The following is a 26,960-nucleotide window of genomic DNA, read 5'->3' as shown; positions in this document are numbered from 1 at the left end:
TAAGGAGGATTATTATGATTGGAAATATTTCTAATGAATATGGATATATTAATTACTCTGAAGAAATCTTAGGAAATATTGTAGGAGTTTCTACAATGGAATGTTATGGAGTAGTTGGAATGGCTTCTAAAAATGCAAAGGACGGATTATGGGAGCTTTTAAAAAAGGGAGAAAACCTTAGCAAAGGTGTAAAAATTAGTATGAAGGAAAATAAACTAGTTGTAGAGTTATATATAATAGTGGGATATGGAACTAAAATTTCTGTAATTGCAAATAATATAATTCAAAAGGTAAAATATAATGTAGAAAATTATACAGGTTTAAAAGTATCTAGTATAACAGTGAATGTGCAGGGTGTCAGAGTTTAAGGAGGTAACATAATATGCAGCACTTAAGTATTGATGGACAGCATTTCTATAATATGATGGTAAATGCTAGCAATAAACTAGAGGAAAAAAAGGAATATGTTAATTCGTTAAACGTTTTTCCAGTACCGGATGGTGATACTGGGACAAATATGTCAATGACGTTTAAGTCAGCAGTTAACGAAATACAAAATTTAAACGGAGCAGATATAGGTAAAATTGCTAGAATACTTGCTAAGGGAGCGTTAATGGGTGCCAGAGGAAACTCTGGAGTTATACTTTCTCAAATACTTAGGGGATTGTCAAAGGGGTTAGAAGGTAAAGTAGAGATAACAGCAAAGGAACTTGCAGAAGGTATAATGGAAGGTTCAAAATCTGCATATAAGGCTGTAATGAGGCCGACAGAAGGAACAATTCTTACCGTTATACGTGCAGCAGGAGAAGCTGCTATAAGGAGCACTGAAACAGATATTACAAAGCTTATGGAAGAAGTATGTTCTCATAGTGAAGATGTTTTGGCGAAAACTCCTGAGATGCTTCCAGTTTTAAAACAGGCTAAGGTAGTAGATGCTGGTGGAGCAGGACTTTTAGTAATATTTAAAGGAATGCTTGAAGTTCTTAAAGATGATATAGAGTTTGTGGAAATAATAAATGAAACAGTAAAAGAAAGTAAAGCTTCAGTTCAAAAAACATTATCTACTGAAGATATAAAATATGGATATTGCACTGAGTTCTTTATTCTTTCTGAAAAAGTAAATATAGACAAATTTAAGGAAGAGTTAGAACCACTTGGTGATTCTATGATAGTGGTAGGTGGAGAAGGACTGGTTAAAGTTCACATACACACAAATGATCCAGGTCTTATATTATCTAAGGCTGTAAGCCTTGGAGAACTTTCAAAAATAAAAATAGATAATATGAGAGAACAGCATAGACATATTTTAGAAGATGATTACAAAGAAGATAATAATGAAATGGAAGAAGAAAACCTACCAAATAAGCAGTATGGTTTTGTATCTGTTTCTTTAGGAGAAGGAATAAAAAATATATTTGAAGACTTAGGTATTGATGTGGTGATAGAAGGTGGCCAAACAATGAACCCAAGTACTGAAGATATATTAAATGCTATTAATGAAATAAAGGCAGACAATATATTTATACTTCCAAATAATAAAAACATAATTATGGCAGCAACTCAAGCTGCAGAGCTTGCAGAAAAGAGTGTACATGTAATTCCTACAAAGACAATTCCTCAAGGAATCACTGCAATTACTTCTTTTAATGCAGATGCCACAGTTGAAGATAATATCGAAGCTATGAATACTTCTATAGAAAATGTAGCTTCAGGTTCTATTACTTATGCAGTAAGAGATACAGAAATTGATGACAAGGTTATAAAAGAAGGCAATATAATAGGACTAAGAGAAGGAAAAATAGAAGAAATAGGTGACGATAAATTCGAGGTTTGTAAAAATCTTATAGAAAAAATGGTTAATGAAAATAGTGAACTTATAACAATTTTTTATGGAGAAGATTGTGATAAGGCACAGGTAGAAACTTTTGTAAATGAGTTAGAAGATAAATATAGCGATATAGATATACAATATTATGAAGGAAATCAACCTTTATATTATTTTATATTTTCTGTTGAGTAAAAAAAGCCTTAAGGCTTTTTTTACTGTATAGGAAAGTATAGATTATTTTAACTTAATATATGGAGTGATAATATGAATGTGTACAGTGATATAAGCTGTATAAAGGGAGTAGGACCTAAAGCTCGAGAAAATTTAAATAAGTGTGGCATATTTACTGTTATAGATCTTTTATTATACTTTCCTAGGGATTATAAAGAGGTAACTCTATATGAAAATTTAAATGATGCAAATAATAAAGAAGAGGTAATAATTAATGCTACTTTATTGGAGATAAAAAGAGATATACGTACTAAAGGTGGGAAGGTACTTACTACTCTTTTATTCAGTGAGGGAGAAAATATATTTAAGTGTCAATGGTTTAACCAGCCATACATGAAAAATCATTTTGTTATTGGAAACATATATTTATTAAAGGGGAAAATTCAAATTTACAAGGGTGAAAATACTCTTATAAATCCTTCAGTTGTGAAAGAAAATATTTTAAGTAAGGATACTAGTTTAACAAGAAGTATAATGCCTATTTACTCTTTAAAAGAAGGGGTAAAAAATAAGCTGTTAGTTAATTTAATAGACCAGGTATTAAAAGAAATTTCTATAGAAGAAAACTTGCCAGAAGAAATAATTAATAGGTATAAATTTTGTTCTTTAAATAAGGCTATATCAATAATTCATAAGCCTAAAGATATAAATGAACTTCATGAAGCAAAAAGAAGATTGAAATTTCAAGAATTGTTTACATATTCATTAAAAACATTGTTGCTAAGAAATTATAGAAATAAGAGTAATAATGGAACTGCATTTAAAATTTATGACGAAGTGAATGAGTTGATGTCTTCACTACCTTATGAGCTTACAAATGCACAAAAAAGAGTTATAACGGAAATATTGGCAGATCAAAAGCAAAGTAGATGTATGAATAGACTAGTACAGGGTGATGTAGGAAGTGGAAAAACTATAGTTGCAATCATAGCATTGTTTAACATAGTTAAAAATGGATATCAGGGTGCATTTATGGTGCCTACGGAAATTTTAGCAAAACAACATTATAAAGAAATATTAAAAATCTTAGATACCTTTAATGTGAAAGTAGAACTTTTGACAGGAAGTACTACTAAAAAACAAAAAGAAAATATAAAAGAAGATTTAAAGGCTGGGAATATTGATATAATTATAGGTACTCATACATTAATAGAAGATGATGTGCAGTTTTATAATTTAGGATTGATTATTACCGATGAGCAGCATAGATTTGGAGTTATGCAAAGAAGTAAGTTCTTTAATAAGGGAGCCAATATAGATGTACTAGTTATGACGGCAACTCCAATACCAAGAACAATGGCATTATATTTGTATGGAGATTTAGATATATCATTAATTGATGAACTTCCTCCCGGGAGACAAAAAATTCATACATACTGTATAGATATTAAGAAAAAAGATAGAGCATATAATTTTGCCCAAAGGGAGATAGATGAAGGAAGACAAGTATATATAGTTTGTCCTTTGGTAGAGGAAAATGAAGATTTAAAATTGAGTTCAGTAGAAAAGCTTTATAATGAATTAAAGGAAAGTTATTTTCAAAATATAGAAATTGCTATTTTGCATGGTAAAATGTCATCTAAAGATAAGGATGCTATTATGGAAAGGTTCAAAAGTAATGAAATAAAGATTTTAATTTCTACAACAGTTATAGAAGTTGGGATTAATGTTCCAAATGCATCGCTGATGGTAGTAGAAAATTCAGAAAGGTTTGGGCTTGCACAACTTCATCAGCTGCGAGGAAGAGTAGGAAGAGGGCAATATAAGTCTTATTGTATACTTTTATCAGAAATTAAAAATGAGGTTACTAAAAAGCGAATGGAGACTATGGTAAACAGCAGTGATGGATTTTATATAGCAGAACAGGATTTGAAAATCAGAGGAACTGGAGAAATATTTGGATTAAGGCAGCATGGGGATGAAGGATTTATTCTTTCTAATTTAGCTGAAGATATGAATTTATTAAAAGAAGCTAATAAAGAGGCAAAGTATATAATTAAAAGTGAAGATGAAAATTATAAGCAACTTATAAATTATATTTATAATAAGTTGCAAAATAGCTCAAAATATATATGCTTTAATTAGATTCCTAATTATAATATTATTAACAACCTTATTAAATAAAATAGGTTATTCTTTAAATAAAGAACTAAATGTGATAAAATGTTAGAGAAATTAACGAAAAAAGGAAGAGGAGGAATTTGTATGAGAATAATTGCAGGTATTGCAAAAGGAAAAAAGATTTTACCTCCTGAAGGTATGGGAACTAGACCTACTTTAGATAGAGTAAAAGAAAATATATTCAATATGATTCAATTTCGTGTATATGGAACAAAGGCAATAGATGTTTTTGCAGGTACAGGAAGCTTAGGATTGGAAGCAGTAAGTAGAGGTGCTAAGGAGTGCTATTTAGTAGATATGGGAGAAAAAAGCTTTAGTATTCTTAAGCAAAACGTAAAAAATTTGAATTTCGAAGATAAATGTACATGTTTAAATATGGATTCTTATGAGGCCTTAAAGATGCTAGCAAGTAAGGGAATGGTTTTTGATTTGATTTTTATAGATCCACCTTATGTAAGAGAAATGATTCCACCAGCTATGCAGATAATTGACGATAACAACTTGCTTAATAGAGATGGGATTATAGTGAGTAAAATTGATTCAATTGAAGAGATATATCAGGGAACAGATAATATTAAGTTAACTGATTATAGAAAATATGGCAATACAACTGTTTGCTTTTACGAGTATAGGGAGGAATAAAATGAACATAGGTGTTTACCCAGGTAGTTTTGATCCTATAACTAATGGGCATTTAGACATAATTAAAAGAGCATCCAAGACATTTGATGAAGTCATAGTAGGAGTACTGGTAAATCCCGATAAAAAAGGATTGTTTGAAATAGATGAGAGAGTAGAGCTTATAAAAAGAGCTACTAAGGATATACCAAATGTAAAAGTAGAAAGCTTTAGTGGACTTTTAGTTAATTTTATGGAGGAAAGAAACATAAAGGTTATTATAAAAGGACTACGAGCAGTATCAGATTTTGAGTATGAGTTTAAAATGGCATTAATGAATAAGAGATTAAATCCTGATATGGAAACAATATTTATGATGACAGCGGCAGAATATTCATTTTTAAGTTCATCTTCTGTAAAACAAGTAGCTATGTTTGGAGGATGTATACAGGGATTAGTGCCTGATGAAATTATACAAGATGTACTAGAAAGGATAGAGAAAAATAGGGGGATTTAATTATGGACGTACTTAAGTTACTTGAATATATTCAAGAGATAATAGAAACGGCATCAAAAGTGCCTATGACCGGCAAGATAATGGTAGATAAAAAAGAAATTACTGAAGCAGTATATAAAATAATAAATTATATGCCATCAGAATTTAAGAAAGCTCAATGGGTTTATGAAGAAAAGGATAGAATAATAAGTGAAGCACAAAAGGAAGCAGAAGAGATAAAAAAAGAGAACATTGAAGTTTTAAAAAGGCAAATAGAAGGCCATGATATCACCATTGAAGCAAAGGAAAGAGCCGAAGAAATAATTTCTTCAGCCCAAAATGATGCGAAAGCTTTAAGGCTTGGGGCTAGAGAATATGCAGATGAAATTTTAACTGAGCTAGAAAAAGAAATCTCAGAAAAAAGCGATAAAATGTTAAATAGTATCAAGGATGAAATGGAGCGTTTTATAAGTAGCTTAGAGAGCGAAGTAAAGTTTACATCTGATACCATAAGAGAAAATATACAAGAACTAAGAAGTATGAAAAAGTAACTTTTTAAGTGTAATAATAATTTTATAAATTACCACTGGTAATATAATAATTAAAAAAATGTACATATATAAATTGATTGTAGATATCTTATAATATGAGTTATTAAATGTAGGGGAAGTAGTATAAAGGATATTATATGTTAAAAAACATATAATTGAACTTATTATCCCTTGTAATAATTTATATTTGCTATATCTAATAAGGGAAAAATCAAATTTACTCATAAAAGAATTACACTGCCAAAGTATACATAGTCCGCTAAATCCAATTAAAAAACTTGCAATACTTAGCTTTATGGCAGGATTAATATCTGTAGTAGAGAGTATATTGCATCCATTTGTCATTTCAATAAGTCCTAGTAAAAATCCTTGTATAACTTTTGTAGGAATATTAAATAGTATACTAATATTTTTTAAAATAGCATCAAAAATGATGCTATTTTTTATTATGTTATTTATGACTGAAAACAATATTATAAATCCACCTACAGATGAAGATGTTTTTATAGAATCTTCAATAGAAGTTCTAAGTGCTGACCCTAAATTTAAATCATAGGTAGTATTTACAGCGGATTTATATGGAATCTTTTTTTCATCGGGTTTTATTATTAAGCTCATAATGAAACAGGACAGATAATTGGCAATTAATAATATATAACCCATTCTTAAACTTTTGAACATTGATACTCCTACGGAACCAATAACAAATAAGGGGCTAGCATTAGAGGCTATATTTAGAAGTCTTTTACAAGTATTGAAATCTATAATCTTCTTTTCATATAGCTCACAGGCGTATTTTGCTCCAAGCGGATATCCACACAAGGTGCTTATTATTACAACAAAACTGCATTGTACTGGTAACCTAAGAGGAAGGCAAAGAAACTTTCCGAAAAATTTAGAGTATATAAATACGCCGTTACAGTACAACATTATATTTGATATGGTTAAAAACGGGAATAATGAAGGAAACACTTTATAAAAAAACAAATGAGCTCCTTCTATGGTGCCAGCTATTGAAATACTGGGATTTAAAGCAAAACTTATTATCAATATGGAACAAATTAAAGTTATTAACATAGACTTATTTTTTAGTAATAAACAAATTAGTATTATTGATATTATAATCATTAAATATAATATAATTCTTATCATAAAACTATCCTTATAAAAATACTTTAATATAAATATATTGTAAGGATTGAATTTTATTACTCTAGAATTATAGGCTTGGTTTTATAATCTGCAAATGGGTCTACAAAATTATTAATTAAACTGTAGGATTTAGTTGCTTTAATATCTATTTCTAATATTTCAGGGAGATGTTTTGGAAGCTTAGTATATATAGGGATAGAAGAGCTTTTTTTCATTTGTTTAAGCATTTCTCTTCCTATACTATTAAAACCCAAAATTCTAGCATAAGGGCATGGGTCTCGTCTAAGCGCATCATAGTTAAAGGTGTCAAAATTTAAAAAGTATTGATATAAAATCCTGCTTATTCTTGAATAGGTATATCGCTTAGTTTTTATATTCAGTATAAGTTCTTTCATATTATTAGAACCAATAATAAAGGAGTTAATTCTATTAGAAAGTCCTTCAGAAGCTTCGGGTATTTTTTCTGTATCTCCAATTCCAGAAATATATTTATATTTTATATAATTTAATACTTTATCTTCAAAATCAAATAAATAAGAGCTTTTTTTCAAACTTTCAAGTATATTCCATACACTATCAGGGGTAAAATATTTAATATGATTTATATCTGTATTGCTTTGGAGATAATTTCTTATAGCAGTGGCACTGGAAAATTTTGAATCCAAATCCAATGAATTGTAAGAATTTCCTTGCCTTGAAATGGTAAAGGGTTCAATACTGCTATTTAATTTCAATAAATTTTTACAATATTCTATTCCCAAAATATTGTTAGATGAGGTAAAAAAATTGTTAAAGGACAAACAATTTTTTTCGTTATTTCCTAAATATTCGTACAATGCTAAATTTCGAGCCAATGGAAAGGGAGTTCCTTTATCTAAATGTTTTTTTAAACTGGCTTTAAATTCTAAAGGTTCATTAACAAGAATATTAGATATCTTCATAATATCTAGTATATTACCACTTTCACTGCCAAAACATAAAGAATCTACTATACCTAAGCTATTAAGCAGGCTCATGCTGCCCCAGGCAAAAAATTCAGCTGAAGAAATACTATATACTAAAGGAAGCTCGATTACTAAGTCTACTCCACTTAGAAGTGCCATTTTGGCACGGGTCCATTTGTCTAAAATGGAAGGAGTACCTCTTTGAACAAAATGGCCACTCATTACGGCAATAACACCATCACATTTAGTAACTTCCTTGGTTTTTTTTATATGAAGTACATGGCCGTTATGCAAGGGATTATATTCAACAACAATACCTGCTATTTTCATAATTATCCTCCAAAAATTAGTAATTATTTTATATTGTTTACATAAATTATTATAGACAAATTTTCAAATTATACAAACATTGATAATTATTTAACACGTTTTTTGAAAAATACTATACTTTTTCATAAAATTCAGGGAAAAAGTGGATGGGTAATTTTAAAATAATATATATTTTTTTAAAATTTACCCTTGAAAAGCTTTGGTAAAAGGCCTATATTATATATTGTGCTTTAATTAATTAAAATGTATAAGATGGAGGTAATATTTGTTATGAAATTAATGGAACAAATATGGCAAAAAGCTAAGTCTAATAAAATGAACATTGTCCTTCCTGAAGGAGAAGAAGAAAGAAATATAAAAGCTTGTGAAATGATAATAAAAAATGATCTTGCAAATATAATTTTAGTAGGAAATAAAGAAAGAGTGCATGAGATAGCAAATAAATTCGGTGTTAGTGTTGATGGAGCAGAAATAATAGATCCTGAAACAAGTGATAAGACAGAAGGCTATGCAAAAGAATTATATGAGTTAAGAAAAAGCAAAGGTATGACTATTGAAAAAGCACTTAAAGTTGTAAAAGATCCGTTATATTTTGGTACTATGATGGTAAAGCAAAACGATGCTGATGGTATGGTTTCTGGTGCAATTCATACTACAGGAGATCTATTAAGACCAGGGCTTCAAATAGTTAAAACAGCTCCTGGAGCTTCAGTTGTATCTAGTGCATTTATCATGGTAGTTCCGGATTCTGTATATGGCCAAGATGGGTTATTACTTTTCTCAGATTGTGCTGTTAATCCAAATCCTACTGCAGAAGAATTAGCATCTATAGCTATAAGTACTGCAGAAACTGCAAAAACACTTTGCAATATGGAACCTAAAGTAGCTATGCTTTCTTTCTCAACTATGGGAAGTGCTAGTCATGAATTAGTTGAAAAAGTTACTAAAGCAACTAAGCTTGCAAAAGAAATGAGACCAGACATTAAAATTGATGGTGAATTACAGTTAGATGCAGCTATAGTTGATAAAGTTGCAAATCTTAAAGCTCCAAATAGCCCAGTAGCAGGAAAGGCAAATGTACTAATATTCCCTGATTTACAGGCAGGAAATATAGGATATAAGCTAGTTCAAAGATTTGCTAAGGCAGAAGCAATAGGACCTATAACTCAAGGATTTGCAAAACCTATAAATGACTTGTCAAGAGGATGCAGCCCAGAAGATATAGTAAACGTTGTTGCAGTTACAGCAGTTCAAGCTCAAAATCAGTAAGATTTATTGTATTAATTTTATTAATTATATTAAATATAAATATAGACCTGGAAGGAGAATGTTAAATTGAAAATATTAGTAATTAATTGTGGAAGTTCATCTTTAAAGTATCAGCTAATAGATATGAGTAATGAAGGTGCTCTAGCACAAGGACTTGTTGAAAGAATTGGAATAGAGGGTTCTATACTTACTCAAAAGGTTAATGGAGAAAAATATATAATTGAAGAGCCAATGAAAGATCATACAGATGCTATAAGATTAGTATTAGGTGCTCTTGTAGATAAAGAACATGGAGTTATTTCAGACATGTCAGAAATATCTTCAGTAGGACACAGAGTTGTGCATGGTGGAGAAAAGTATGCGAATTCTGTTTTAATAGACGATGAAGTAATGAAATCCCTAGAAGATTGTATAAAACTTGCACCATTACATAATCCTCCAAACATAATAGGAATAAATGCATGTAAAGCTCTTATGCCAAATACTCCTATGGTAGCGGTATTTGACACTGCATTCCATCAAACTATTCCAGAGTATGCATACTTATATGCTTTACCATACGAATTATACAAAAATTATGGAATTAGAAAGTACGGATTCCACGGAACATCTCATAGATATGTTTCAAATGTAGCAGCAGAAATGATGGGTAAGAACATAGAAGATTTAAAAATAGTTACATGCCATTTAGGAAATGGAGCTAGTGTATGTGCTGTTGATGGAGGAAAATCAGTAGAAACAAGTATGGGCTTTACTCCATTAGAAGGTGTAGCTATGGGAACTAGATCTGGTAATGTAGACCCAGCTATAATAACTTTCCTTATGAAAGAATTAAACCTAGGCATAGATGAAATAAACAATCTTTTAAATAAAAAGTCAGGAGTATATGGAATTTCTGGAGTAAGCAGTGACTTTAGAGACATAGAAGAGGCAGCTGAAGCAGGAAATCATAGAGCTGAGCTTGCACTTGATGTATTCCACTATAAAGTAAAGAGATTTATAGGTTCTTATGCAGCAGCTATGGGCGGAATGGATTGCTTAGTATTTACTGCAGGACTTGGAGAAAATTCAGCATTAAGCAGAAGTGAAATATGCAAGAATCTTGAATTCTTAGGAATTAAGATAGATGAAAAGAAAAATAGTGAAGGAAGAGGATTTGCTAAAGAAATAAGCACTCCTGATTCTTCAGTAAAAGTATATGTTATACCAACTAATGAAGAACTTATGATAGCTAGAGATACTAAGGAAATAGTTGGAGATAAATAACGCATGAATTTTCATATTTTAACAAAAAAACAAATAAAACTTGACTTTTAGTTATCATCTTTATATAATAAATTGTGGCTAATTCATTGAGGTGAGAAAAATGAAGATAGATATATCTGATTTATTAAGAAAAAAGATTACCAAAAAGGATATAGATCTTTGCTTTGAAGAAGATAGTTTTTATGATGGGAAAGAAGAAATTAAATTTCTAGCTCCTATCGAAGTTAAGGGAACATTAAGTGCCTTAGGAAATGAAGTATCATTTAATGCTACAGCAAAGGTTAAAATTGAACTTAGTTGTTCAAGATGTTTAGAGAATTTTGATAGAAACATGGAGTTTTCTATTGAGGAAAAATTCTCTAATGATGATGCCAATAAAGATGATGATTGCATCTTTATAGATAGTGATGTTATTGACATCACAGAAATTATAGAAAATAACATTATACTTTGCTTACCAATTAGAAGGCTTTGCAGTGAAAATTGTAAAGGTCTTTGCCAGAGTTGTGGAACTAATTTGAATCACTCAACTTGTAATTGTGGAGATGAAAATATAGATCCTAGACTGGCTAAGTTAAAGGAATTGTTTTGATAAAACTAAGGAGGTGTTTACTGTGGGAAATCCAGCAAGAAGGTTCTCTAAAGGTAGAAGAGATTCTAGAAGAGCACAAACTTTCAAATTAAGCTTGCCAGGAATAGTTGAATGTCCTCAGTGCCATGAAATGAAACTTGCGCACAGAGTTTGTAAAGGCTGTGGATATTATAAAGGAAAAGAAGTTGTAGCTTCTGAAAAATAAAAGAAAGTCTTTTGACTTTCTTTTATTTTATGTCAAAATTATATTTTTTATTTCATTTTATCTTGTATTTATTAAAAAATTGGTATATACTTTTTACAGATAAAATACCAAGTTTTTTATTGAAAGGAAAGTCGTAACTATGATTATAGCAGTGGATGGCATGGGAGGAGACTTAGCTCCAAAAGAGGTAATCGCTGGATGTATAGAAGCATTGAGTGAGTTTAAAAATTTGAAATTTCTTATTACAGGACCTGAGGACCTTTTAAATAAAGAATTATCTAATTATGAATACGATAAAAATTTATTGAGTATAATAGATGCTAAAGAAGTAATATCTTCTAATGAACCACCTGTTATGGCTATAAGAAAAAAAAAGGATTCTAGTTTAAATAAGGCGCTTAATTTGGTGAAATCAAAAGAAGCTGATGCAATAATTTCAGCTGGCAGTACAGGAGCCTTTATGGCAGGCGCATTATTTATTGTAGGAAGAATTAAAGGGATAGATAGACCAGCTTTAGCTCCAATAATGCCAGGGAAAAATTCACCATTTATGATTATAGATGTAGGAGCTAATGCAGAATGCAAGCCTGATAATTTACTTCAGTTTGCAGCAATGGGAAAAGTGTATTTTGAGAAAATATTAAAAAAAGATAATCCTTCAGTAGGCCTTGTTAATATAGGTGCAGAAGAGGAAAAAGGTAATGAGCTTACAAAAGCTGCATACACTCTTCTTAAAGAATCTAATTTGAATTTTATCGGAAATGTAGAACCTAGAGATATTCCTACCGGAGATGTAAATGTTTTAGTATGCGATGGATTTGTAGGAAATACTGTTCTTAAGATGTATGAAGGAACTGCATTTACTATATTCGATATATTAAAGGAAGAAATAATGAGCTCTTTTTCAACTAAGATAGGAGGAGCTTTATTAAAGCCTGTTTTTAAAAATATAAAGAAGAAATTCGATTACAAGGAATATGGAGGAGCTGCTTTTTTAGGTGTAAATGGAATATGTGTTAAAGCACATGGAAGCTCAGATAAAAGAGCATTTAAAAATGCTGTAAGACAATGTATTAATTATCATAACAACAATATTATTGAACTTATAAAAGAAGAACTTATAATCTTAAATGAAATTTAATAGTATTGACGATATGATTAATATATAATATTATCTAATTAAAAGAATTCGGGGAGGTAAAATTATGATTTTTAAAAAGGTTAAAAATATAATTTCAGAACAATTAGGAATTGATGCAGAGGAAATATCAATGGAATCATCTTTCGTTGATGATTTAGGAGCTGACTCACTTGATGTAGTTGAGTTAATAATGGCTTTAGAAACAGAGTTTGATTTAGAAATTCCAGATGAAGAAGCTGAAAACATTAATACAGTAGGAGATATTGTAGAATATATAAAAGCTCATACTGAAGAATAATTTTGAAGTCCCGTGGATATTTACGGGACTTTAAAATTTAACAAATAAACTAAAAGTTTATCCTTGAATTTGTTTAAGTTAAAAAAGCAAGTTGAAGAATAAACTTCTAAGAGGAGTTATTGGTTATGAAAAGAGATGTAGAATTAAAAACATTGCAGAGAAAATTAAAAGTTATATTTAAAGATGAAAGACTTCTAGATGTAGCTGTTACACATAGTTCATATGCTAATCAAAAGAAGAATATAGGATATAATGAAAGATTAGAGTTTTTAGGTGATTCTGTACTACAACTTATTATAACAGAATATTTGTTTAAGAATTATAAGAACAAATCAGAAGGAGAATTATCTAGAAAAAGGTCCCTTATCGTATGTGAAAACTCATTATTTGAAGTTGCTCAAAAATGGGAATTAGGTCAGTATATTAATATGAGTAAAGGCGAAGAATTGACTGGAGGCAGAGATAGAACCTCAATACTTGCGGATTGCGTAGAAGCTGTTATTGCAGCAATATATTTAGATAAGGGAATTGAAGTTATAAAAGAATTTGTAATACGTAATTTTTTTAATATAATAGAAAAAGCTATGAAGGATGAAATAATATTAGATTATAAGACAAAGCTCCAAGAAAAGCTTCAGGAGCGAGGAGATGTTGAGATTATTTATGATCTTTTAAAATATGAGGGGCCACCTCATAGAAGAAAGTTTTATACTCAGGTTAAACTAAATGATAAAATATTAGGTCATGGTTCAGGATATAGCAAAAAGCAAGCAGAGCAAAATGCAGCAAAAGAAGCCATTAAAATTATGGAGGAATATAATGAGTAAAAGTTATTATATAATCCCTATTTTTGTACCTCATGAAGGATGTCCATATAATTGTGTATTTTGCAATCAAAGCTCTATTACTGGAATTCATGAGGTGGTAGATGAGGATTATACTCATAATATAATAAAAAGTTATTTGGAGACCATAAAGAATGATAATGCAGTTGTAGAAGTATCGTTTTTTGGAGGAAGCTTTACTGCAATAGATATGAATAGGCAAAAGTCACTTCTTAAAGTAGCTAAAAGTTATAAAGATGAAGGAAAAATAAAGTACATAAGACTTTCTACTCGTCCAGATTGCATAGACAGAGAGATATTAAATAACTTAAAAGAATATGGAGTAGATATAATAGAGTTAGGCGTGCAATCCTTAGATAATGAAGTTCTTAAGCTATCAGGCAGGGGGCATGAAGAAGGGATAGTATATACGTCTTCTAAGTTAATTAAGGAATATGGATTCACGTTAGGTCATCAAATAATGCTAGGCTTACCTGGAGATAGCTTTGAAAAGGATATAGAGACCACAGAAAAAGTAATGTCTATGAAACCGGATATATGTAGAATTTATCCAGCGCTAGTGGTGAAAAATACGCCTATGGAATTTATGCTTAAAAATAATTCGTATAAACCATATTCATTAAGTGAGGCAATAAAGATAACCAAAGTAATTTATGGGATGCTTATATCCAACAATATTAAAGTTATAAGAATAGGTCTTCAGCCTACAGAAGAAATAAATGAAGGAAAAGAAATCGTCCAAGGACCATTTCATCCTGCATTTAGGGAGCTTGTAGAGAGCAGCATAATGAATGATATGATCATTGAAAATGTTCCTTCAAAATATAATGGTGAAATTATAATAGAAATTAATAACAAGGATATTTCTAAGCTTTATGCTAATAAAAAAGAATTTTTTTATGACATGATAGGTAATTTAAAGACAGTTAATTTTAAGGTTATTCAAAATTCTAATATTGAACTGGGTAATTTGCTTTTGAAACTAGATAAAAAAACCCTTAAATTGTCGATGCATGAGTACATAATAAATAAGCATAAAGAAGGATATTTAAAGCTCATATAGAATAAGATAATTGAACGATAATAGAAATGATTATTTTATGGTATATGGGGAGGAAGTATTTATGGAAATATTAAAGGTTTCATCTGGATCAGAACCTAAATCAGTAGCAGGAGCGTTGGCGGCAGCAATTAAGGAAAGAAGTAGCGCAGAGTTACAGGCGGTAGGAGCAGGAGCGGTAAATCAAGCAATAAAGGCAATAGCCATTACAAGAGGATTTGTAGCTCCTAATGGAATTGATTTAGTAGTGGTTCCAGCTTTTGCAGAAGTTAATATAGAAGGGGAAGAAAGAACAGCAATTAAATTTATTGTTCAGCAAAGATAGTATATGAAAAACCATGGAAATCATGGTTTTTATTTTTAGCGTTGATATTTTAGTTTTTTTAATATAAACTAGTATATTATTAAATACTTTAAGTTAGAGGTGTTTTTATGAAAAAAGCAAAAAGAGATAAAATACAAAAAATAATGGTATATATAGTGCTTATAATGTTTGTGGCAAGCTTGTTGCCTCTTGTGATTGGAAGATAGGAGAGCTATAGTAAATGTTTTTGAAATCAATTGAAATAAGAGGATTTAAATCCTTTGCAAATAAAACAGAACTTACGTTTAAAAGAGGAGTAACATCTATAGTAGGACCTAATGGCAGTGGTAAAAGTAACATATCAGATGCTGTAAGATGGGTTTTAGGAGAGCAAAGTGTTAAAAACTTAAGGGGTGGCAAAATGGAAGATGTAATTTTTGCCGGAACACAATTTAGAAAGCCTGTAAGTCTTGCGCAAGTATCCCTAACCTTAGATAATACTAAATTGGAACTTCCGATAGAATATACAGACGTTACAGTTTCTAGAAGGATTTATAGATCTGGAGACAGTGAATATTATATAAATAACACACAGTGTAGGTTGAAAGATATACAGGAACTATTTATGGATACAGGTATAGGAAAAGAAGGATATTCCATAATAGGACAGGGTAAAATAGATGCTATATTAAGTGGTAAAACAGAAGAAAGAAGAAACCTTTTAGAGGAAGCAGCAGGAATAGTAAAATTTAAAACAAGAAAACAAGAAGCTGAAAAAAAGTTGCAAAATTCGGAGAGTAATTTAACTAGAATATCCGATATATTAAATACTTATGAAGAAAGATTAGAACCTTTAAGGGTAGACAGTGAAAAGGCTAAAAAATTTCTAAGATTAAGTGAGGAGCTAAAGTTAAAGGAAGTAAATATAATAGTTCATTCTATTGAGAAATTAAATACTGATATAGATGAAATAAGTAATAAAATAAAAGACATAAAAAATGATTTGAATATTTTACATAAGGAAAATGATAACTGTAAAAAAGAGTTAGACATATGGAATGAAAAGCTTAAAAAATTTGAAGATGAAAATTTGGAAGAAAGAAAAGATTATTATAGCAAGAAAGAAGAACTAGCAAATACAGTATCTGAAAATAATATACTATTAGAGAGAATAGCGAATTTAGAAAATATCACAATGAGTTCTACAAGGGATCTAGAAGAAATAGATAAGAAAATAGATGAGTTACATAAATCTAGAAGCCTTTCTGAAAAACAACTCAGTGATATATCTATAAAAAGCAAAGAATTAAATAAATATGTTTTAGAAAAAGAGAATCTTGTTTTACGCTTAAATTCTCAATTAGAGAATGAAGAAAAAGTATTAAACAAAATTAAGGAAGACCATATAGATTACTTGGGTAAGGTATCTTCTATTACAAATAACATAGTATTAATTAATAATAATATAGAAGGATTAAATAAAAAACTTACTCAGCTAAAAACTTCTTGTGAGAGTTTTATTAATTCAATACAAATAAACAATAATACTAAAGAAATGCTTAGTGCTGAAATCCATAAGCTAAAGGGCAAAATAAATACTTATGAAGAAAATATGAAAAGTAACAAAAAAGAAATATCTTCACATAGGGATAAATTATCAATAAAAGAAAAGGAAACCAGAGAATTACACTCCATTTATAATAAACTGGAAGCTAATCATAACTTTTTATTGAATTTAGATAAGCAGTATGAAGGATATTCAAAGTCAATAAAAAATCTTATGCAAGCTATAGATAAGCAGAGGGTTCCAGAAGCTATAAATAATGCTTTTGTGCTAGGAGAAATAATAGAAGTTGATAAACTTTATGAGAAGGCTATAGAAATAGCTTTAGGAGGAGCTATTTCACATGTTATAACTTCCAATGAAGAAATTGCTAAAACACTTATAAAGTATTTAAAGCAAAACAATTTAGGTAGAGGTACTTTCTTGCCATTAAACATTATAAAAAGTAAGAGAGTTTTATTAAATAAAGATATAAAAAACATGAATGGTTATATTGGTATCGCAAGTGAACTTATAAAATATAATAATAAATTCATTCCAGCGGTAGATTACGTATTGGGGAAAACGATTATATGTGATAATATGGACAATGCACTTATATTAGCTAAAAGATGCGATTATAGCTATAAAATAGTAACATTATCTGGAGAAGTGATAAATCCTGGTGGTTCATTAACAGGAGGTAGTATTTATAGTAATAAAAATACTAGTGTTATAGGAAGAAAAAGAGAAATAGAAGAAATAGATAATTCGATAAGAGAAACTTCACTAAAAATAGATAAGTATAGTAATGAAATTAATAAGTTAAATGAAATTGTTAAAAAGCTAGATGAGGAAAATTTGAATTTAAAAGATCAAGTTTATTATGAAAATATAGAAATAACGAAACTTCAGGAAAAACTTTCTCATATAGATAATGAAACTGTTAGATTGAAAAATAGTTTAAACATATCTAAAAATGAAATAACGTCTATAGATTTAGATATACAAGAAAATATTAAAGAGAAAGATATAAATCAAGCTGAAGTTAATGAATTAGAAAAGTTACAAACAAATAATGTAACTAAAATTTCAGATATAGAAAAAACAATTTCATTTAAGCAAGATGAACTAGAAAAAATAAAAGAAACCTTAATGACAAAGAAAATAGAAAAGGCCCAAATAGATGAAATGTATTTAAATAATGTAAAAGAAGCGGAAAGAATAGATAAAGAAATTAGTGAATTTAAAGAAAGAAAAGACAACTTAAGAATATCTATGGAAAATTCAGCAAATAATATTCATGAGTTTAGAATAAAAATTAAAGATAATGACAGAAAAATAGAACTTACAAATGGAGCTATAAGAGACTTAGATATTAAATTTAAGGATAGAGAAATTGAACTTATAAAAGTAAAAGAAAAAATAAATCTATATCAATCTCAGTTGGAGGAATTTCATATTCTTAAGGAGAAAAAAGACAGCGAGTTCCATAAGTATGAAGTGATTTTAACTAAACTTCAAACCGAGGAACAAAGTCTTAAAAATAAACTATATGAAGAACATGAAATAGATTCTTATAAAACATTAGATTTCAAAATTGAAATAGAGGACATAAACAAATATAAGCAGGAGATTTCAAACATAAAAATGAGTATATCAAATTTGGGAGTAGTAAATGTAGGGGCCATAGAAGAGTATAAAGAAATTGGAGAAAAGTTTAATTTTATGAATGGCCAAAAAGAAGATTTGATAAAAGCTAAAGATGAGCTAATGAATGTTATTGGAGAAATGACTGAAAAAATGAAAGTTGTTTTTAATGAAAATTTCCATATGCTTAGAACTATATTTAATGAGACCTTTAATGAATTATTCAAAGGAGGAAGTGCAGATCTTATATTAACAGGAGATGAACTCACAGGTAATATAGATATAAATGTACAACCTCCAGGGAAGAAGCTACAAAATATAAATTTAATGTCAGGTGGAGAAAAAGTTCTATCAGCCATAGCATTATTATTTGCAATATTAAAAATGAAACCTACTCCTTTTTGTATATTAGATGAAATAGAAGCAGCATTAGACGATGCCAATGTGGCAAGGTATGCTGAGTTCTTAAAAAAGTTTTCTGAGAATATACAGTTTATAGTTATAACTCATAGAAAAGGAACTATGGAATCTAGTGATGTTTTATATGGAGTTACTATGGAAGAAAAGGGAGTTTCAAAAATAGTATCAGTAGATTTAACAACATAAGGAGTGATAATATGTTTGGAGGATTTTTTGAAAAATTAAAACAGGGACTTACTAAGACGAAGGGAAACTTTACAGATAAGATTAGTCAAATGCTAAAATTATATGTAAATATTGATGAGGATTTATTTGAGGAATTAGAAGAAATACTTATTACATCAGATATAGGTGTAGAAACTTCCTTAGAAATAATTGAGAGATTGAGAGAGAAAATAAAAGAAGAAAAGATAAAAGATCCTATAGAAGTAAAGCCATGTCTTAAAAAAGTTATATTAGAGATATTAGGAGGAGAAAGTGTATCCATTAATCCAGAAAAAACTCCTGAAATACTATTAATTGTTGGAGTAAATGGCGTGGGTAAAACCACATCTATTGGAAAAATATCAGCTAAGCTTAAAAAGAATGGATATAAGGTTCTGATGGCTGCTGCAGATACATTTAGAGCTGCAGCTATAGATCAGCTAGAAGTATGGAGTAAAAGATCAGGAGTTGATTTAGTAAAGCATCAAGAGGGGTCAGACCCTGCAGCGGTAGTATATGATGCTATACAGGCAGCTAAAGCAAGAAATACTGATGTTCTTATATGTGATACTGCAGGAAGACTTCATAATAAAAAAAATCTTATGGACGAATTAAGTAAGATAAATAGAATTATAGAAAGAGAATATACTGATGCAGAAAAGCATACTTATCTTGTTTTAGATGCTACAACTGGTCAAAATGCAGTCCTTCAGGCTAAACAGTTTATGGAAGTATGTAAAGTAGATGGTATAGTACTTACTAAGTTAGATGGTACAGCTAAGGGTGGAATAGTCATTTCTATTAAGCATCAGCTAGATATTCCAGTGAAACTTATAGGAGTAGGAGAAGGAATAGAGGATTTACAAGAATTTAATCCTGAAGAATTTGTGGAAGCATTATTCTAAAACTTAGTATTTTATTGCATTAAGTATTGATTTTACAAGGGTTGAATCAGAGTTTAAATTTTTAAATAGCTGTTAAGTAAAAGTACTTGACAGCTATTTAAAAATTTGATATTATATAATTCGTCAATAAGTGATAAGGGAGTGAGTGTGCATTAGCACAAAACTCATGGATGAAAGAATAGAAATTTCATTGCTTTTAGATTATTACGGGGCTTTACTTACGGAAAAACAAACATATATTATGAATCTTTATTATAATGAAGATTTTTCATTGGCAGAGATATCAGAACATACAAATACTAGCAGGCAAGCTATTTATGATTTAATAAAGAGATGTAATAAGCTTTTGCTAGATTATGAATTAAGACTGAAGATAATGCAAAAAAATATGCAATTAGCAAATGTTAAAAGAAATATTCTAATTGAACTAGATAAATTAGAAGAAAACTGTGACGAAAATCAAATGAAAATAGTTGATTGTATAAAAACTCAGTTGATAGATAATATTTAGGGAGGATATGTATGGCTTTTGAAGGATTAGCTTCTAAGCTTCAAGAAACTTTAAAAAAGCTTAAAGGTAAAGGGAAACTTACGGAAAAAGATATAAAGGAAGCCATGAGAGAAGTAAAACTTGCTCTCTTAGAAGCAGATGTTAATTATAAAATAGTTAAGGACTTCGTGAAAAAAGTAAGTGAGAAATCTATGGGGAACGAGGTGTTAGAAAGTTTAACACCTGGTCAGCAAGTAATAAAAATAGTAAATGAAGAACTCGTAGAACTTATGGGAACCACAGAAAGTCAAATAAATTTTGCTCAAAATAATATAACTGTAATAATGCTTGTAGGGTTGCAAGGTGCTGGTAAAACCACACTGGCTGGAAAGCTTGCTCTTCAGTTAAAGAAGAAAAATAAAAAGCCATTACTTGCAGCGTGTGATATATATAGACCTGCTGCAATAAAGCAGTTACAAGTAGTAGGAAAACAAATAGATATTCCTGTGTTTTCGTTAGGCGACAAAGTAAGTCCTATAGATATTTCTAAAGCTGCTATAAAGCATGCTAAGGACAATAACTTAAATGTAGTTATAATAGATACTGCAGGAAGATTACATATAGATGAAGACTTGATGAAGGAACTGCAAGATGTTAAAGAAGGTGTAAACCCCGATGAAATACTTCTTGTAGTAGATTCAATGACAGGACAGGATGCAGTAAATGTAGCGGAAAGTTTCAATAGTAAATTAGATGTTACAGGAGTTGTACTCACAAAGTTAGATGGTGACACTAGAGGTGGAGCAGCCCTTTCTATAAAGGCTATTACTGGAAAGCCTATAAAGTTTGTAGGTATAGGCGAAAAAATGAATGACTTTGAAGTTTTTCATCCAGATAGAATGGCATCTCGAATACTAGGTATGGGAGATGTATTGACTTTAATAGAAAAAGCTCAACAAGCAATAGACGAAAAGGAAGCAGAAAAACTTGGCAATCGTCTTATGAATCAAGAATTTAATTTAGAGGATTTCCAGCAGGCAATGCAGCAAATGAAGAACTTGGGTCCTTTAAATAAAATAGTGGAAATGATTCCTGGTATAAGTACTAAGGAGCTTCAAGGAGTAGATCTTAGCCAAGGTGAAAAAGAACTTAAAAAAACTGAGGCTATTATAGGTTCTATGACTATTAAAGAAAGAAGAAATCCTTCCTTAGTAAGCAGCTCTTCTTCAAGAAAGAAGAGAATAGCTAGTGGGTCAGGTACAACTATTCAAGATATTAATAAACTTTTAAAGCAATTTGAAGAAATGAAAAAGATGATGAAGCAAATGAAGGGAATGCAAAAAGGCTTTAACAAGAAAAAAGGCTTATTTGGAAAATTGCCTTTCTAATATATTAATTGTTTTACTTTTTAAAGGAGGTGAAAAAACATGGCAGTTAAAATAAGACTAAGAAGAATGGGTGCTAAAAAAGCTCCTTTCTATAGAGTTGTTGTAGCAGATTCCAGATCCCCAAGAGATGGAAGATTCATAGAAGAAATAGGATACTACAACCCAATCACTGAACCAGCAACTATCAAGATAGATGAAGAAAAAGCTATTCAGTGGGTAAACAATGGTGCTCAACCAACAGAAATAGTTAAAAGACTTTTTGTTAAGTCTGGTGTTTCAGAGAAGCTTGGAAAGTAATATGGGGGTGCATTAAATGAAAGAATTAGTTGAAATTATAGCTAAGTCATTAGTTGATAGCCCTGATATGGTTCAAGTGAATGAAATAATTGGAGAACAATCAGTAATTTTAGAATTAAAGGTTGCTCCAGAAGACATGGGAAAAGTTATAGGAAAACAGGGAAGAATAGCTAAAGCTATTAGAACTGTAGTTAAAGCAGCAGCGATTAAGGAAAACAAGAGAGTTGTTGTAGAGATATTATAAAAGAGTTAGGGATGCCTAACTCTTTTTTTTAGAAAGGAGACTATTATTATGAAAGAGTATCTAAGTGTAGGTCAAATAATAAACACTCATGGATTGAACGGTGAAGTAAAGGTATTTCCTCTTACTGATGATATAAAAGCGTTTAAAGCTTTAGATAAAATATTTATTGATAATAAGGAAACAAATATATTAGGCGTTAAGTTTCAAAATGATAAGGTTATTTTAAGAATAGAAGGAATAGATTCCATTGAACAAGCAATGAAATACAAAAATAAATACATAGAAGTAAAAAGAGATGATGCTGAAAAGCTTTCAGAAGGTAGTTTTTTTATAGCTGATTTGATTGGATGTACAGTGTATGATGAAAATGGTGAAGATCTAGGTAAAATAGCAGATGTAATACAAACTAAAAGCAATGATGTATACTGGATCAAAGAAAAAAAGGAATTACTTATTCCAGCGTTAAAAGATATTGTGGTTAATATAAATATAGAAGAAAGAAAGGTAATTATAAAGCCTGTTTCGCAATGGATGTCAGAGTAGATATTTTAACTTTGTTTCCAGAGATGTTCGAAATTTTTAACCACAGTATAATGGGTAGAGCTATAAAAAATAATATTATAAATATAAATACTATAAATATAAGAGATTTTACTGAAAGCAAACATAGAAAGGTAGATGACTATCCATATGGCGGTGGTGCAGGTATGGTAATGTCAGCGCAACCGTTAGTGGATGCTATAAGCCATGCAAAGAAGCTAAACTCAGGTAAAGTTATTTTTTTGGGCCCAAGGGGAAAAACGTTTAATCAAGAAATGGCAAAAGAGCTTTCTAAGGAAAAAGGATTAATATTTGTTTGTGGCCATTATGAAGGCATTGATGAAAGAGTTTATAATCATATAGATATGGAAATTTCATTAGGTGACTTTGTTTTGACCGGAGGTGAAATGGCATGTATACCTGTAGTGGATGCCGTTTGTAGATTAATTCCAGAAGTTTTAGGAAGTAGTGAGAGTTTTATGGATGAATCCTTTTATGATGGACTTTTAGAATATCCACAGTATACTAGACCTGAAGTCTTTAGAGGAGAAAAGGTACCTGAAATATTAACATCAGGTCATCATGAAAATATACGCAAATGGAGAAAACTTCAATCTTTGATTATAACAGAAGAAAGAAGACCTGATTTATTTGAAACTTATAACTTAATAGAAGAAGATATTAGATTATTAAAAAAATGGAAGAAAAAATCATAGATTGTTGTTGAAAAATAAGTTTATATATGTTAAAATAACCTTTGTGCTAGTACGGACGTTCCTCTGTCTTAAAAATAGGCATGAGCGTTACATATTTTCAAGGAGGGAATGCACAATGTTAGAAGTAATAAGAGCTATAGAAGCTGAACAAATTAGAAATGATTTACCTGAATTTAATGTCGGAGATACTGTAAAAGTACATGTAAGAATTAAAGAAGGTAACAGAGAAAGAGTACAGATTTTTGAAGGAACAGTATTAAAGAGACAAAACGGTGGATTAAGAGAAACTTTTACTGTAAGAAGAGTTGCTTACAATGTAGGAGTTGAAAGAACATTCCCAGTTAATGCTCCAACTGTTGAGAAAATCGAAGTTGTTAGAAGAGGTAAAGTAAGAAGAGCTAAGTTATTCTACTTAAGAGATAGAGTAGGTAAGGCTGCAAAAGTAAAAGAAAGATTATAATAAAAATGGGGCTTACTTAATAAGTCCCTTTTTTATATGTTAGGTGGTGTTATCGTATGGTAAAAGAGTTAGTGGATTTAGGCAAGTCTATACTTATAGCAATAATAGCTGCATTTTTAATAATAACTTTTGTATTTGAAACTGTAAATGTGGATGGGTTATCTATGTATCCTACTCTTCATAATAAGGATAGGCTTATTGTTGAAAAGGTTTCATATTATTTTAGAGAACCAAAAATGCAGGATATTGTTGTTATTAAATATCCAGCAAACCCTAAAGAAAAGTTTATAAAAAGGGTAGTAGCAGTTGAAGGCGATAAAGTGAAAGTAGAAAATAATACCTTATTTATAAATGGAGTTTCTCAAAACGAGGATTATATATTTGAACAAAAAATGGAGGACTTTCCTGAAGTAACAGTCCCATCAGGAACAGTGTTTGTTTTAGGGGATAATAGAAATAATAGTTTAGATAGTAGAGATTCTAGAGTTGGGTTTGTAAAATACAATATGGTAGTAGGAAGAGCTGCTTTAAGGATTTATCCTTTTAGAAACTTTGGAAGTATAAATTAATAACCTAAAGAAAGGATAGATATATATGGATATGGCAATAAATTGGTTTCCTGGTCATATGGCAAAAACAAGAAGACAAATAAAAGAAAATCTTAAATTAGTAGATGCAGTGATTGAAATAAGAGATGCCAGAATAGTAAAATCTAGTGCGAATCCTGAAATAGAAGAAATTTGTGGTGATAAGCCTAGAATAATTCTTTTAAATAAAGCTGATTTAAGTGAAAAAGAAATTACTAATCAGTGGATAAGGACTTTATCTAAACAAAATGTAAAGGCCATAGCTTTTAATGCTTTAACGGGTGAAGGAACTAATAAGATTAGAGGGTTGTTAGATGAACTTTTAAAAGAAAAGCATGAGAGAATAAAAAATAAGGGCATAATGAAATTTGTAGATAGAGTAATGGTAGTAGGTATTCCTAATGGAGGAAAGTCATCTTTCATAAATAAAATGGCAAAAGCCAGCATTGCAAAGACTGGAGATAAGCCAGGAGTTACTAAAAGCAAGCAGTGGATAAAGACTAAAATGGATGTTGAGCTTTTAGATACACCAGGAGTGTTATGGCCTAAATTTGAAGATGAACAGGTAGGTTTAAGCTTAGCTTTTACAGGAGCTATAAAGGATGAGATTATGGATATAGAAACTTTGGCATTGAAGCTTATAGAAAAACTTCAAGAGGAATATCCTGAAAATCTTAAAAATAGATATAAGTTAGAGACATTAAGTGATAGCGCATTAGAAAATATGGATAATATAGGAAGAAAAAGAGGCGCTGTAATTTCAAGGGGAGAGATAGATTATAATAGAGTGGCTATTATGCTCCTAGATGAATTTAGAGCTGGAAAGCTAGGTAAGATATCTCTTGAGAGACCTGATACTATATAATGAAGGATATAAACTATGATAGAAAATTTAAATGATATAAATTTTTATAATTTAAAGTTTGATGAAATCAAAAGCAAAATAAAATGTATTGAGAAAAGTTATTTTGATATAAAATCTCAAGTAAATGTAGAAGAAATAATACAGTTATTATGTAAGGACCATAGAAAAAATGTACAGAAACTTTCAGTAAGCTTGCAAAGTTTTATTGAGAAAACTAATAAAGAAATTGAAAGAGTAAATAACATGTACAATTTTGATAAGGGATTTATTAGTAATGGATATGTTTCTGGAACAGATGAAGTAGGAAGAGGCCCTTTAGCAGGACCCGTTGTTGGAGCTGCAGTGGTTTTAGATTTAAATAAATCAAATAGTAAGGATATTATTTTAGGTATAAAGGATTCTAAAAAGCTATCTGCAAAATTAAGAGAAGAATTAAGTTCTATAATTAAGGAGAAGTCCATTTCTTATAAAATTGTTGAAATAGAGAATACCATTATAGATGAAAAGGGCATAGGCTGGTGCAACAATGAGGTTTTAAAACAGTCCACTTTAAATTTAAATTTACAGCCTAACCTTGTTTTATCTGATGGATATGCCATAAAGAACATAAATATGAAAAATGAATATGTTATAAAAGGAGACTCTAAAAGCGCTAGTATAGCATGTGCATCCATAATAGCTAAGGTTTACAGAGATAATGTTATGGACAATTATGCAAAGAATTATCCAAAGTATGGATTTGAAAAAAATTCTGGTTATGGAACAGCTGAACATATAGAAGCTTTGAAAAAATTTGGGCCATGCAAAATACATAGGATGAGTTTTTTAAAAAACATTTTATAAACTATATTTGGAAAGCATCTTTTATAAGTTTTATAGAAAAATCATTATTAAGATGATTTAAGATTACTTCTATTACATCAAATCTAAAATTAAATTTGTTAAGTCTTTTTTTAAAAATATACATTTGTGCGGTTTTATATATGCGATATTGTTTTAAATAATTTACAGATTCTCCAGGAGTTCCGTAAAGAGTTCCATACCTTGTTTTTACCTCAATAAAGCTTATATAATCTCCGTCTTTTGCTATAATATCTATTTCCCCTGTTTTACTCCTAAAATTTCTGTCTAAAATAATATAGCCTCTGTCAATAAGATAGTTTTCTGCAATATTTTCTCCTAGATTTCCTATATCCTTTTTATAGGAATACATAAAAACTCTCCTCTCATTTAAAACATTTTTAAATCGTCTAATTAATATTATTTCCTAATTCTAGTAGAAATATATCATAAACTAAATAAAATAACGTAACTATTTTATTACTTATATTATAATATAAGTATACCTCAAAATACTAGAGAAAAATTCTTAATATTCATGCAATGTAAAAATAAGCACA

At 29.8% G+C, this 26,960-nt stretch carries 30 protein-coding genes; 27 read left to right on the top strand and 3 right to left on the bottom strand.

Features of this window, described 5'->3' with window-relative positions; all coding sequences use genetic code 11:
- Window positions 1-14: 14 nt before the first annotated feature.
- The 6 genes from BSD9I1_RS10080 to BSD9I1_RS10055 all read left to right on the top strand — a co-directional run bounded on the left by BSD9I1_RS10080 (window position 15) and on the right by BSD9I1_RS10055 (window position 5,845).
- Window positions 15-368 carry an Asp23/Gls24 family envelope stress response protein gene (locus BSD9I1_RS10080; protein WP_035307561.1) on the top strand — a complete coding sequence of 118 codons (354 nt, stop codon included), beginning with the start codon at window positions 15-17 and terminating at the stop codon, window positions 366-368.
- 14 nt (window positions 369-382) lie between these two features.
- Window positions 383-2,020 (top strand): DAK2 domain-containing protein, encoded by a 1,638-nt coding sequence (locus BSD9I1_RS10075; RefSeq protein WP_186430211.1) that lies wholly within the window; start codon window positions 383-385, stop codon window positions 2,018-2,020.
- Between the two features lie 72 nt (window positions 2,021-2,092).
- The gene (recG, locus tag BSD9I1_RS10070) at window positions 2,093-4,144 is read left to right on the top strand and encodes an ATP-dependent DNA helicase RecG (protein WP_186430210.1); all 2,052 of its coding nucleotides are present in this window, start codon (window positions 2,093-2,095) and stop codon (window positions 4,142-4,144) included.
- Between the two features lie 120 nt (window positions 4,145-4,264).
- Window positions 4,265-4,822 (top strand): 16S rRNA (guanine(966)-N(2))-methyltransferase RsmD, encoded by a 558-nt coding sequence (gene rsmD, locus BSD9I1_RS10065; protein ID WP_186430209.1) that lies wholly within the window; start codon window positions 4,265-4,267, stop codon window positions 4,820-4,822.
- Between the two features lies 1 nt (window position 4,823).
- The gene (gene coaD / locus BSD9I1_RS10060) at window positions 4,824-5,315 is read left to right on the top strand and encodes a pantetheine-phosphate adenylyltransferase (RefSeq protein ID WP_035307569.1); all 492 of its coding nucleotides are present in this window, start codon (window positions 4,824-4,826) and stop codon (window positions 5,313-5,315) included.
- A gap of 2 nt (window positions 5,316-5,317) precedes the next feature.
- Window positions 5,318-5,845 carry an ATPase gene (locus BSD9I1_RS10055; protein ID WP_186430208.1) on the top strand — a complete coding sequence of 176 codons (528 nt, stop codon included), beginning with the start codon at window positions 5,318-5,320 and terminating at the stop codon, window positions 5,843-5,845.
- Here the strand turns inward: BSD9I1_RS10055 and ylbJ are convergent.
- On the bottom strand, window positions 5,825-6,973 hold the full coding sequence (gene ylbJ / locus BSD9I1_RS10050) for a sporulation integral membrane protein YlbJ (RefSeq protein ID WP_242966479.1): 1,149 nt from the start codon (window positions 6,971-6,973) through the stop codon (window positions 5,825-5,827). The two genes, BSD9I1_RS10055 and ylbJ, sit on opposite strands and share 21 nt — an antisense overlap.
- 80 nt (window positions 6,974-7,053) lie before the next feature.
- On the bottom strand, window positions 7,054-8,271 hold the full coding sequence (locus tag BSD9I1_RS10045) for a nucleotidyltransferase (protein ID WP_186430207.1): 1,218 nt from the start codon (window positions 8,269-8,271) through the stop codon (window positions 7,054-7,056).
- A 270-nt stretch (window positions 8,272-8,541) separates the two neighbouring features.
- Here BSD9I1_RS10045 and pta point away from each other — a divergent pair, with 270 nt between their 5' ends.
- The 21 genes from pta to BSD9I1_RS09935 all read left to right on the top strand — a co-directional run bounded on the left by pta (window position 8,542) and on the right by BSD9I1_RS09935 (window position 26,403).
- Window positions 8,542-9,540, top strand: a complete 999-nt coding sequence (gene pta, locus BSD9I1_RS10040; protein ID WP_035307576.1) for a phosphate acetyltransferase — start codon at window positions 8,542-8,544, stop codon at window positions 9,538-9,540.
- 66 nt (window positions 9,541-9,606) lie between these two features.
- The gene (locus BSD9I1_RS10035) at window positions 9,607-10,806 is read left to right on the top strand and encodes an acetate kinase (protein WP_186430206.1); all 1,200 of its coding nucleotides are present in this window, start codon (window positions 9,607-9,609) and stop codon (window positions 10,804-10,806) included.
- Window positions 10,807-10,906: 100 nt separating this feature from the next.
- Complete coding sequence (locus tag BSD9I1_RS10030) at window positions 10,907-11,398, top strand: DUF177 domain-containing protein (RefSeq protein ID WP_186430205.1); 492 nt, start codon at window positions 10,907-10,909, stop codon at window positions 11,396-11,398.
- A 22-nt stretch (window positions 11,399-11,420) separates the two neighbouring features.
- Window positions 11,421-11,603, top strand: a complete 183-nt coding sequence (gene rpmF / locus BSD9I1_RS10025; protein WP_035307581.1) for a 50S ribosomal protein L32 — start codon at window positions 11,421-11,423, stop codon at window positions 11,601-11,603.
- A 139-nt stretch (window positions 11,604-11,742) separates the two neighbouring features.
- Window positions 11,743-12,744, top strand: coding sequence for a phosphate acyltransferase PlsX (gene plsX, locus BSD9I1_RS10020; protein ID WP_186430204.1), 1,002 nt, complete (start codon window positions 11,743-11,745; stop codon window positions 12,742-12,744).
- A 64-nt stretch (window positions 12,745-12,808) separates the two neighbouring features.
- Window positions 12,809-13,042 (top strand): acyl carrier protein, encoded by a 234-nt coding sequence (gene acpP, locus BSD9I1_RS10015; RefSeq protein WP_035307585.1) that lies wholly within the window; start codon window positions 12,809-12,811, stop codon window positions 13,040-13,042.
- A gap of 125 nt (window positions 13,043-13,167) precedes the next feature.
- Window positions 13,168-13,869, top strand: coding sequence for a ribonuclease III (gene rnc, locus BSD9I1_RS10010; RefSeq protein WP_186430203.1), 702 nt, complete (start codon window positions 13,168-13,170; stop codon window positions 13,867-13,869).
- Window positions 13,862-14,950, top strand: coding sequence for an elongator complex protein 3 (locus BSD9I1_RS10005; protein WP_186430202.1), 1,089 nt, complete (start codon window positions 13,862-13,864; stop codon window positions 14,948-14,950). The genes rnc and BSD9I1_RS10005 overlap by 8 nt, the downstream gene beginning before the upstream one ends.
- 61 nt (window positions 14,951-15,011) lie before the next feature.
- Window positions 15,012-15,272, top strand: a complete 261-nt coding sequence (locus BSD9I1_RS10000; RefSeq protein ID WP_035307590.1) for a stage V sporulation protein S — start codon at window positions 15,012-15,014, stop codon at window positions 15,270-15,272.
- Window positions 15,273-15,492: 220 nt separating this feature from the next.
- Window positions 15,493-19,050 carry a chromosome segregation protein SMC gene (gene smc, locus BSD9I1_RS09990; protein ID WP_186430200.1) on the top strand — a complete coding sequence of 1,186 codons (3,558 nt, stop codon included), beginning with the start codon at window positions 15,493-15,495 and terminating at the stop codon, window positions 19,048-19,050.
- Window positions 19,051-19,061: 11 nt separating this feature from the next.
- The gene (gene ftsY / locus BSD9I1_RS09985) at window positions 19,062-19,973 is read left to right on the top strand and encodes a signal recognition particle-docking protein FtsY (protein ID WP_186430199.1); all 912 of its coding nucleotides are present in this window, start codon (window positions 19,062-19,064) and stop codon (window positions 19,971-19,973) included.
- A gap of 166 nt (window positions 19,974-20,139) precedes the next feature.
- Window positions 20,140-20,484, top strand: coding sequence for a putative DNA-binding protein (locus BSD9I1_RS09980; RefSeq protein WP_186430763.1), 345 nt, complete (start codon window positions 20,140-20,142; stop codon window positions 20,482-20,484).
- Window positions 20,485-20,495: 11 nt separating this feature from the next.
- Window positions 20,496-21,851 (top strand): signal recognition particle protein, encoded by a 1,356-nt coding sequence (gene ffh / locus BSD9I1_RS09975; RefSeq protein ID WP_035307599.1) that lies wholly within the window; start codon window positions 20,496-20,498, stop codon window positions 21,849-21,851.
- Window positions 21,852-21,890: 39 nt separating this feature from the next.
- Window positions 21,891-22,148: a 30S ribosomal protein S16 gene (gene rpsP / locus BSD9I1_RS09970; protein ID WP_035307600.1), complete on the top strand. Its 258-nt coding sequence runs from the start codon at window positions 21,891-21,893 to the stop codon at window positions 22,146-22,148.
- A gap of 16 nt (window positions 22,149-22,164) precedes the next feature.
- Window positions 22,165-22,392 (top strand): KH domain-containing protein, encoded by a 228-nt coding sequence (locus BSD9I1_RS09965; RefSeq protein ID WP_186430198.1) that lies wholly within the window; start codon window positions 22,165-22,167, stop codon window positions 22,390-22,392.
- A 48-nt stretch (window positions 22,393-22,440) separates the two neighbouring features.
- On the top strand, window positions 22,441-22,935 hold the full coding sequence (gene rimM / locus BSD9I1_RS09960; RefSeq protein ID WP_186430197.1) for a ribosome maturation factor RimM: 495 nt from the start codon (window positions 22,441-22,443) through the stop codon (window positions 22,933-22,935).
- A complete protein-coding gene (trmD, locus tag BSD9I1_RS09955) occupies window positions 22,920-23,648 on the top strand; it encodes a tRNA (guanosine(37)-N1)-methyltransferase TrmD (protein ID WP_186430196.1) in 729 nt (242 codons plus the stop codon). The genes rimM and trmD overlap by 16 nt, the downstream gene beginning before the upstream one ends.
- Window positions 23,649-23,763: 115 nt before the next feature.
- Window positions 23,764-24,108: a 50S ribosomal protein L19 gene (gene rplS / locus BSD9I1_RS09950; protein ID WP_035307606.1), complete on the top strand. Its 345-nt coding sequence runs from the start codon at window positions 23,764-23,766 to the stop codon at window positions 24,106-24,108.
- Window positions 24,109-24,164: 56 nt separating this feature from the next.
- Window positions 24,165-24,677 (top strand): signal peptidase I, encoded by a 513-nt coding sequence (gene lepB, locus BSD9I1_RS09945; RefSeq protein WP_186430195.1) that lies wholly within the window; start codon window positions 24,165-24,167, stop codon window positions 24,675-24,677.
- Window positions 24,678-24,708: 31 nt separating this feature from the next.
- Window positions 24,709-25,560, top strand: a complete 852-nt coding sequence (gene ylqF / locus BSD9I1_RS09940; protein WP_035307909.1) for a ribosome biogenesis GTPase YlqF — start codon at window positions 24,709-24,711, stop codon at window positions 25,558-25,560.
- Window positions 25,561-25,575: 15 nt separating this feature from the next.
- Window positions 25,576-26,403, top strand: coding sequence for a ribonuclease HII (locus BSD9I1_RS09935; protein ID WP_186430194.1), 828 nt, complete (start codon window positions 25,576-25,578; stop codon window positions 26,401-26,403).
- 1 nt (window position 26,404) lies between these two features.
- On the opposite strand, the gene BSD9I1_RS09930 is transcribed toward BSD9I1_RS09935, so the two are convergent.
- The gene (locus tag BSD9I1_RS09930) at window positions 26,405-26,773 is read right to left on the bottom strand and encodes a YraN family protein (RefSeq protein WP_186430193.1); all 369 of its coding nucleotides are present in this window, start codon (window positions 26,771-26,773) and stop codon (window positions 26,405-26,407) included.
- Window positions 26,774-26,960: the final 187 nt, after the last annotated feature.

Origin of the sequence: Clostridium sp. BSD9I1, assembly GCF_900185645.1 — a bacterium.
In the GTDB taxonomy this organism is placed as follows: Bacteria; Bacillota; Clostridia; order Clostridiales; family Clostridiaceae; genus Clostridium_AK.
The sequence above is the reverse complement of the archived record's forward strand: the minus strand, read 5'-3'. Positions and strand labels throughout refer to the sequence as shown.

Bases quoted from the DNA above. Each gene is read 5' to 3' on its own strand.
- BSD9I1_RS10080 (WP_035307561.1), top strand. From the start codon at position 15: ATGATTGGAAATATTTCTAATGAATATGGATATATTAATTACTCTGAA.
- BSD9I1_RS10075 (WP_186430211.1), top strand. From the start codon at position 383: ATGCAGCACTTAAGTATTGATGGACAGCATTTCTATAATATGATGGTA.
- recG (WP_186430210.1), top strand. From the start codon at position 2,093: ATGAATGTGTACAGTGATATAAGCTGTATAAAGGGAGTAGGACCTAAA.
- rsmD (WP_186430209.1), top strand. From the start codon at position 4,265: ATGAGAATAATTGCAGGTATTGCAAAAGGAAAAAAGATTTTACCTCCT.
- coaD (WP_035307569.1), top strand. From the start codon at position 4,824: ATGAACATAGGTGTTTACCCAGGTAGTTTTGATCCTATAACTAATGGG.
- BSD9I1_RS10055 (WP_186430208.1), top strand. From the start codon at position 5,318: ATGGACGTACTTAAGTTACTTGAATATATTCAAGAGATAATAGAAACG.
- ylbJ (WP_242966479.1), bottom strand. From the start codon at position 6,973: ATGATTATAATATCAATAATACTAATTTGTTTATTACTAAAAAATAAG.
- BSD9I1_RS10045 (WP_186430207.1), bottom strand. From the start codon at position 8,271: ATGAAAATAGCAGGTATTGTTGTTGAATATAATCCCTTGCATAACGGC.
- pta (WP_035307576.1), top strand. From the start codon at position 8,542: ATGAAATTAATGGAACAAATATGGCAAAAAGCTAAGTCTAATAAAATG.
- BSD9I1_RS10030 (WP_186430205.1), top strand. From the start codon at position 10,907: ATGAAGATAGATATATCTGATTTATTAAGAAAAAAGATTACCAAAAAG.
- plsX (WP_186430204.1), top strand. From the start codon at position 11,743: ATGATTATAGCAGTGGATGGCATGGGAGGAGACTTAGCTCCAAAAGAG.
- acpP (WP_035307585.1), top strand. From the start codon at position 12,809: ATGATTTTTAAAAAGGTTAAAAATATAATTTCAGAACAATTAGGAATT.
- rnc (WP_186430203.1), top strand. From the start codon at position 13,168: ATGAAAAGAGATGTAGAATTAAAAACATTGCAGAGAAAATTAAAAGTT.
- BSD9I1_RS10005 (WP_186430202.1), top strand. From the start codon at position 13,862: ATGAGTAAAAGTTATTATATAATCCCTATTTTTGTACCTCATGAAGGA.
- BSD9I1_RS10000 (WP_035307590.1), top strand. From the start codon at position 15,012: ATGGAAATATTAAAGGTTTCATCTGGATCAGAACCTAAATCAGTAGCA.
- smc (WP_186430200.1), top strand. From the start codon at position 15,493: ATGTTTTTGAAATCAATTGAAATAAGAGGATTTAAATCCTTTGCAAAT.
- ftsY (WP_186430199.1), top strand. From the start codon at position 19,062: ATGTTTGGAGGATTTTTTGAAAAATTAAAACAGGGACTTACTAAGACG.
- BSD9I1_RS09980 (WP_186430763.1), top strand. From the start codon at position 20,140: ATGGATGAAAGAATAGAAATTTCATTGCTTTTAGATTATTACGGGGCT.
- ffh (WP_035307599.1), top strand. From the start codon at position 20,496: ATGGCTTTTGAAGGATTAGCTTCTAAGCTTCAAGAAACTTTAAAAAAG.
- rpsP (WP_035307600.1), top strand. From the start codon at position 21,891: ATGGCAGTTAAAATAAGACTAAGAAGAATGGGTGCTAAAAAAGCTCCT.
- BSD9I1_RS09965 (WP_186430198.1), top strand. From the start codon at position 22,165: ATGAAAGAATTAGTTGAAATTATAGCTAAGTCATTAGTTGATAGCCCT.
- rimM (WP_186430197.1), top strand. From the start codon at position 22,441: ATGAAAGAGTATCTAAGTGTAGGTCAAATAATAAACACTCATGGATTG.
- trmD (WP_186430196.1), top strand. From the start codon at position 22,920: ATGGATGTCAGAGTAGATATTTTAACTTTGTTTCCAGAGATGTTCGAA.
- rplS (WP_035307606.1), top strand. From the start codon at position 23,764: ATGTTAGAAGTAATAAGAGCTATAGAAGCTGAACAAATTAGAAATGAT.
- lepB (WP_186430195.1), top strand. From the start codon at position 24,165: ATGGTAAAAGAGTTAGTGGATTTAGGCAAGTCTATACTTATAGCAATA.
- ylqF (WP_035307909.1), top strand. From the start codon at position 24,709: ATGGCAATAAATTGGTTTCCTGGTCATATGGCAAAAACAAGAAGACAA.
- BSD9I1_RS09935 (WP_186430194.1), top strand. From the start codon at position 25,576: ATGATAGAAAATTTAAATGATATAAATTTTTATAATTTAAAGTTTGAT.
- BSD9I1_RS09930 (WP_186430193.1), bottom strand. From the start codon at position 26,773: ATGTATTCCTATAAAAAGGATATAGGAAATCTAGGAGAAAATATTGCA.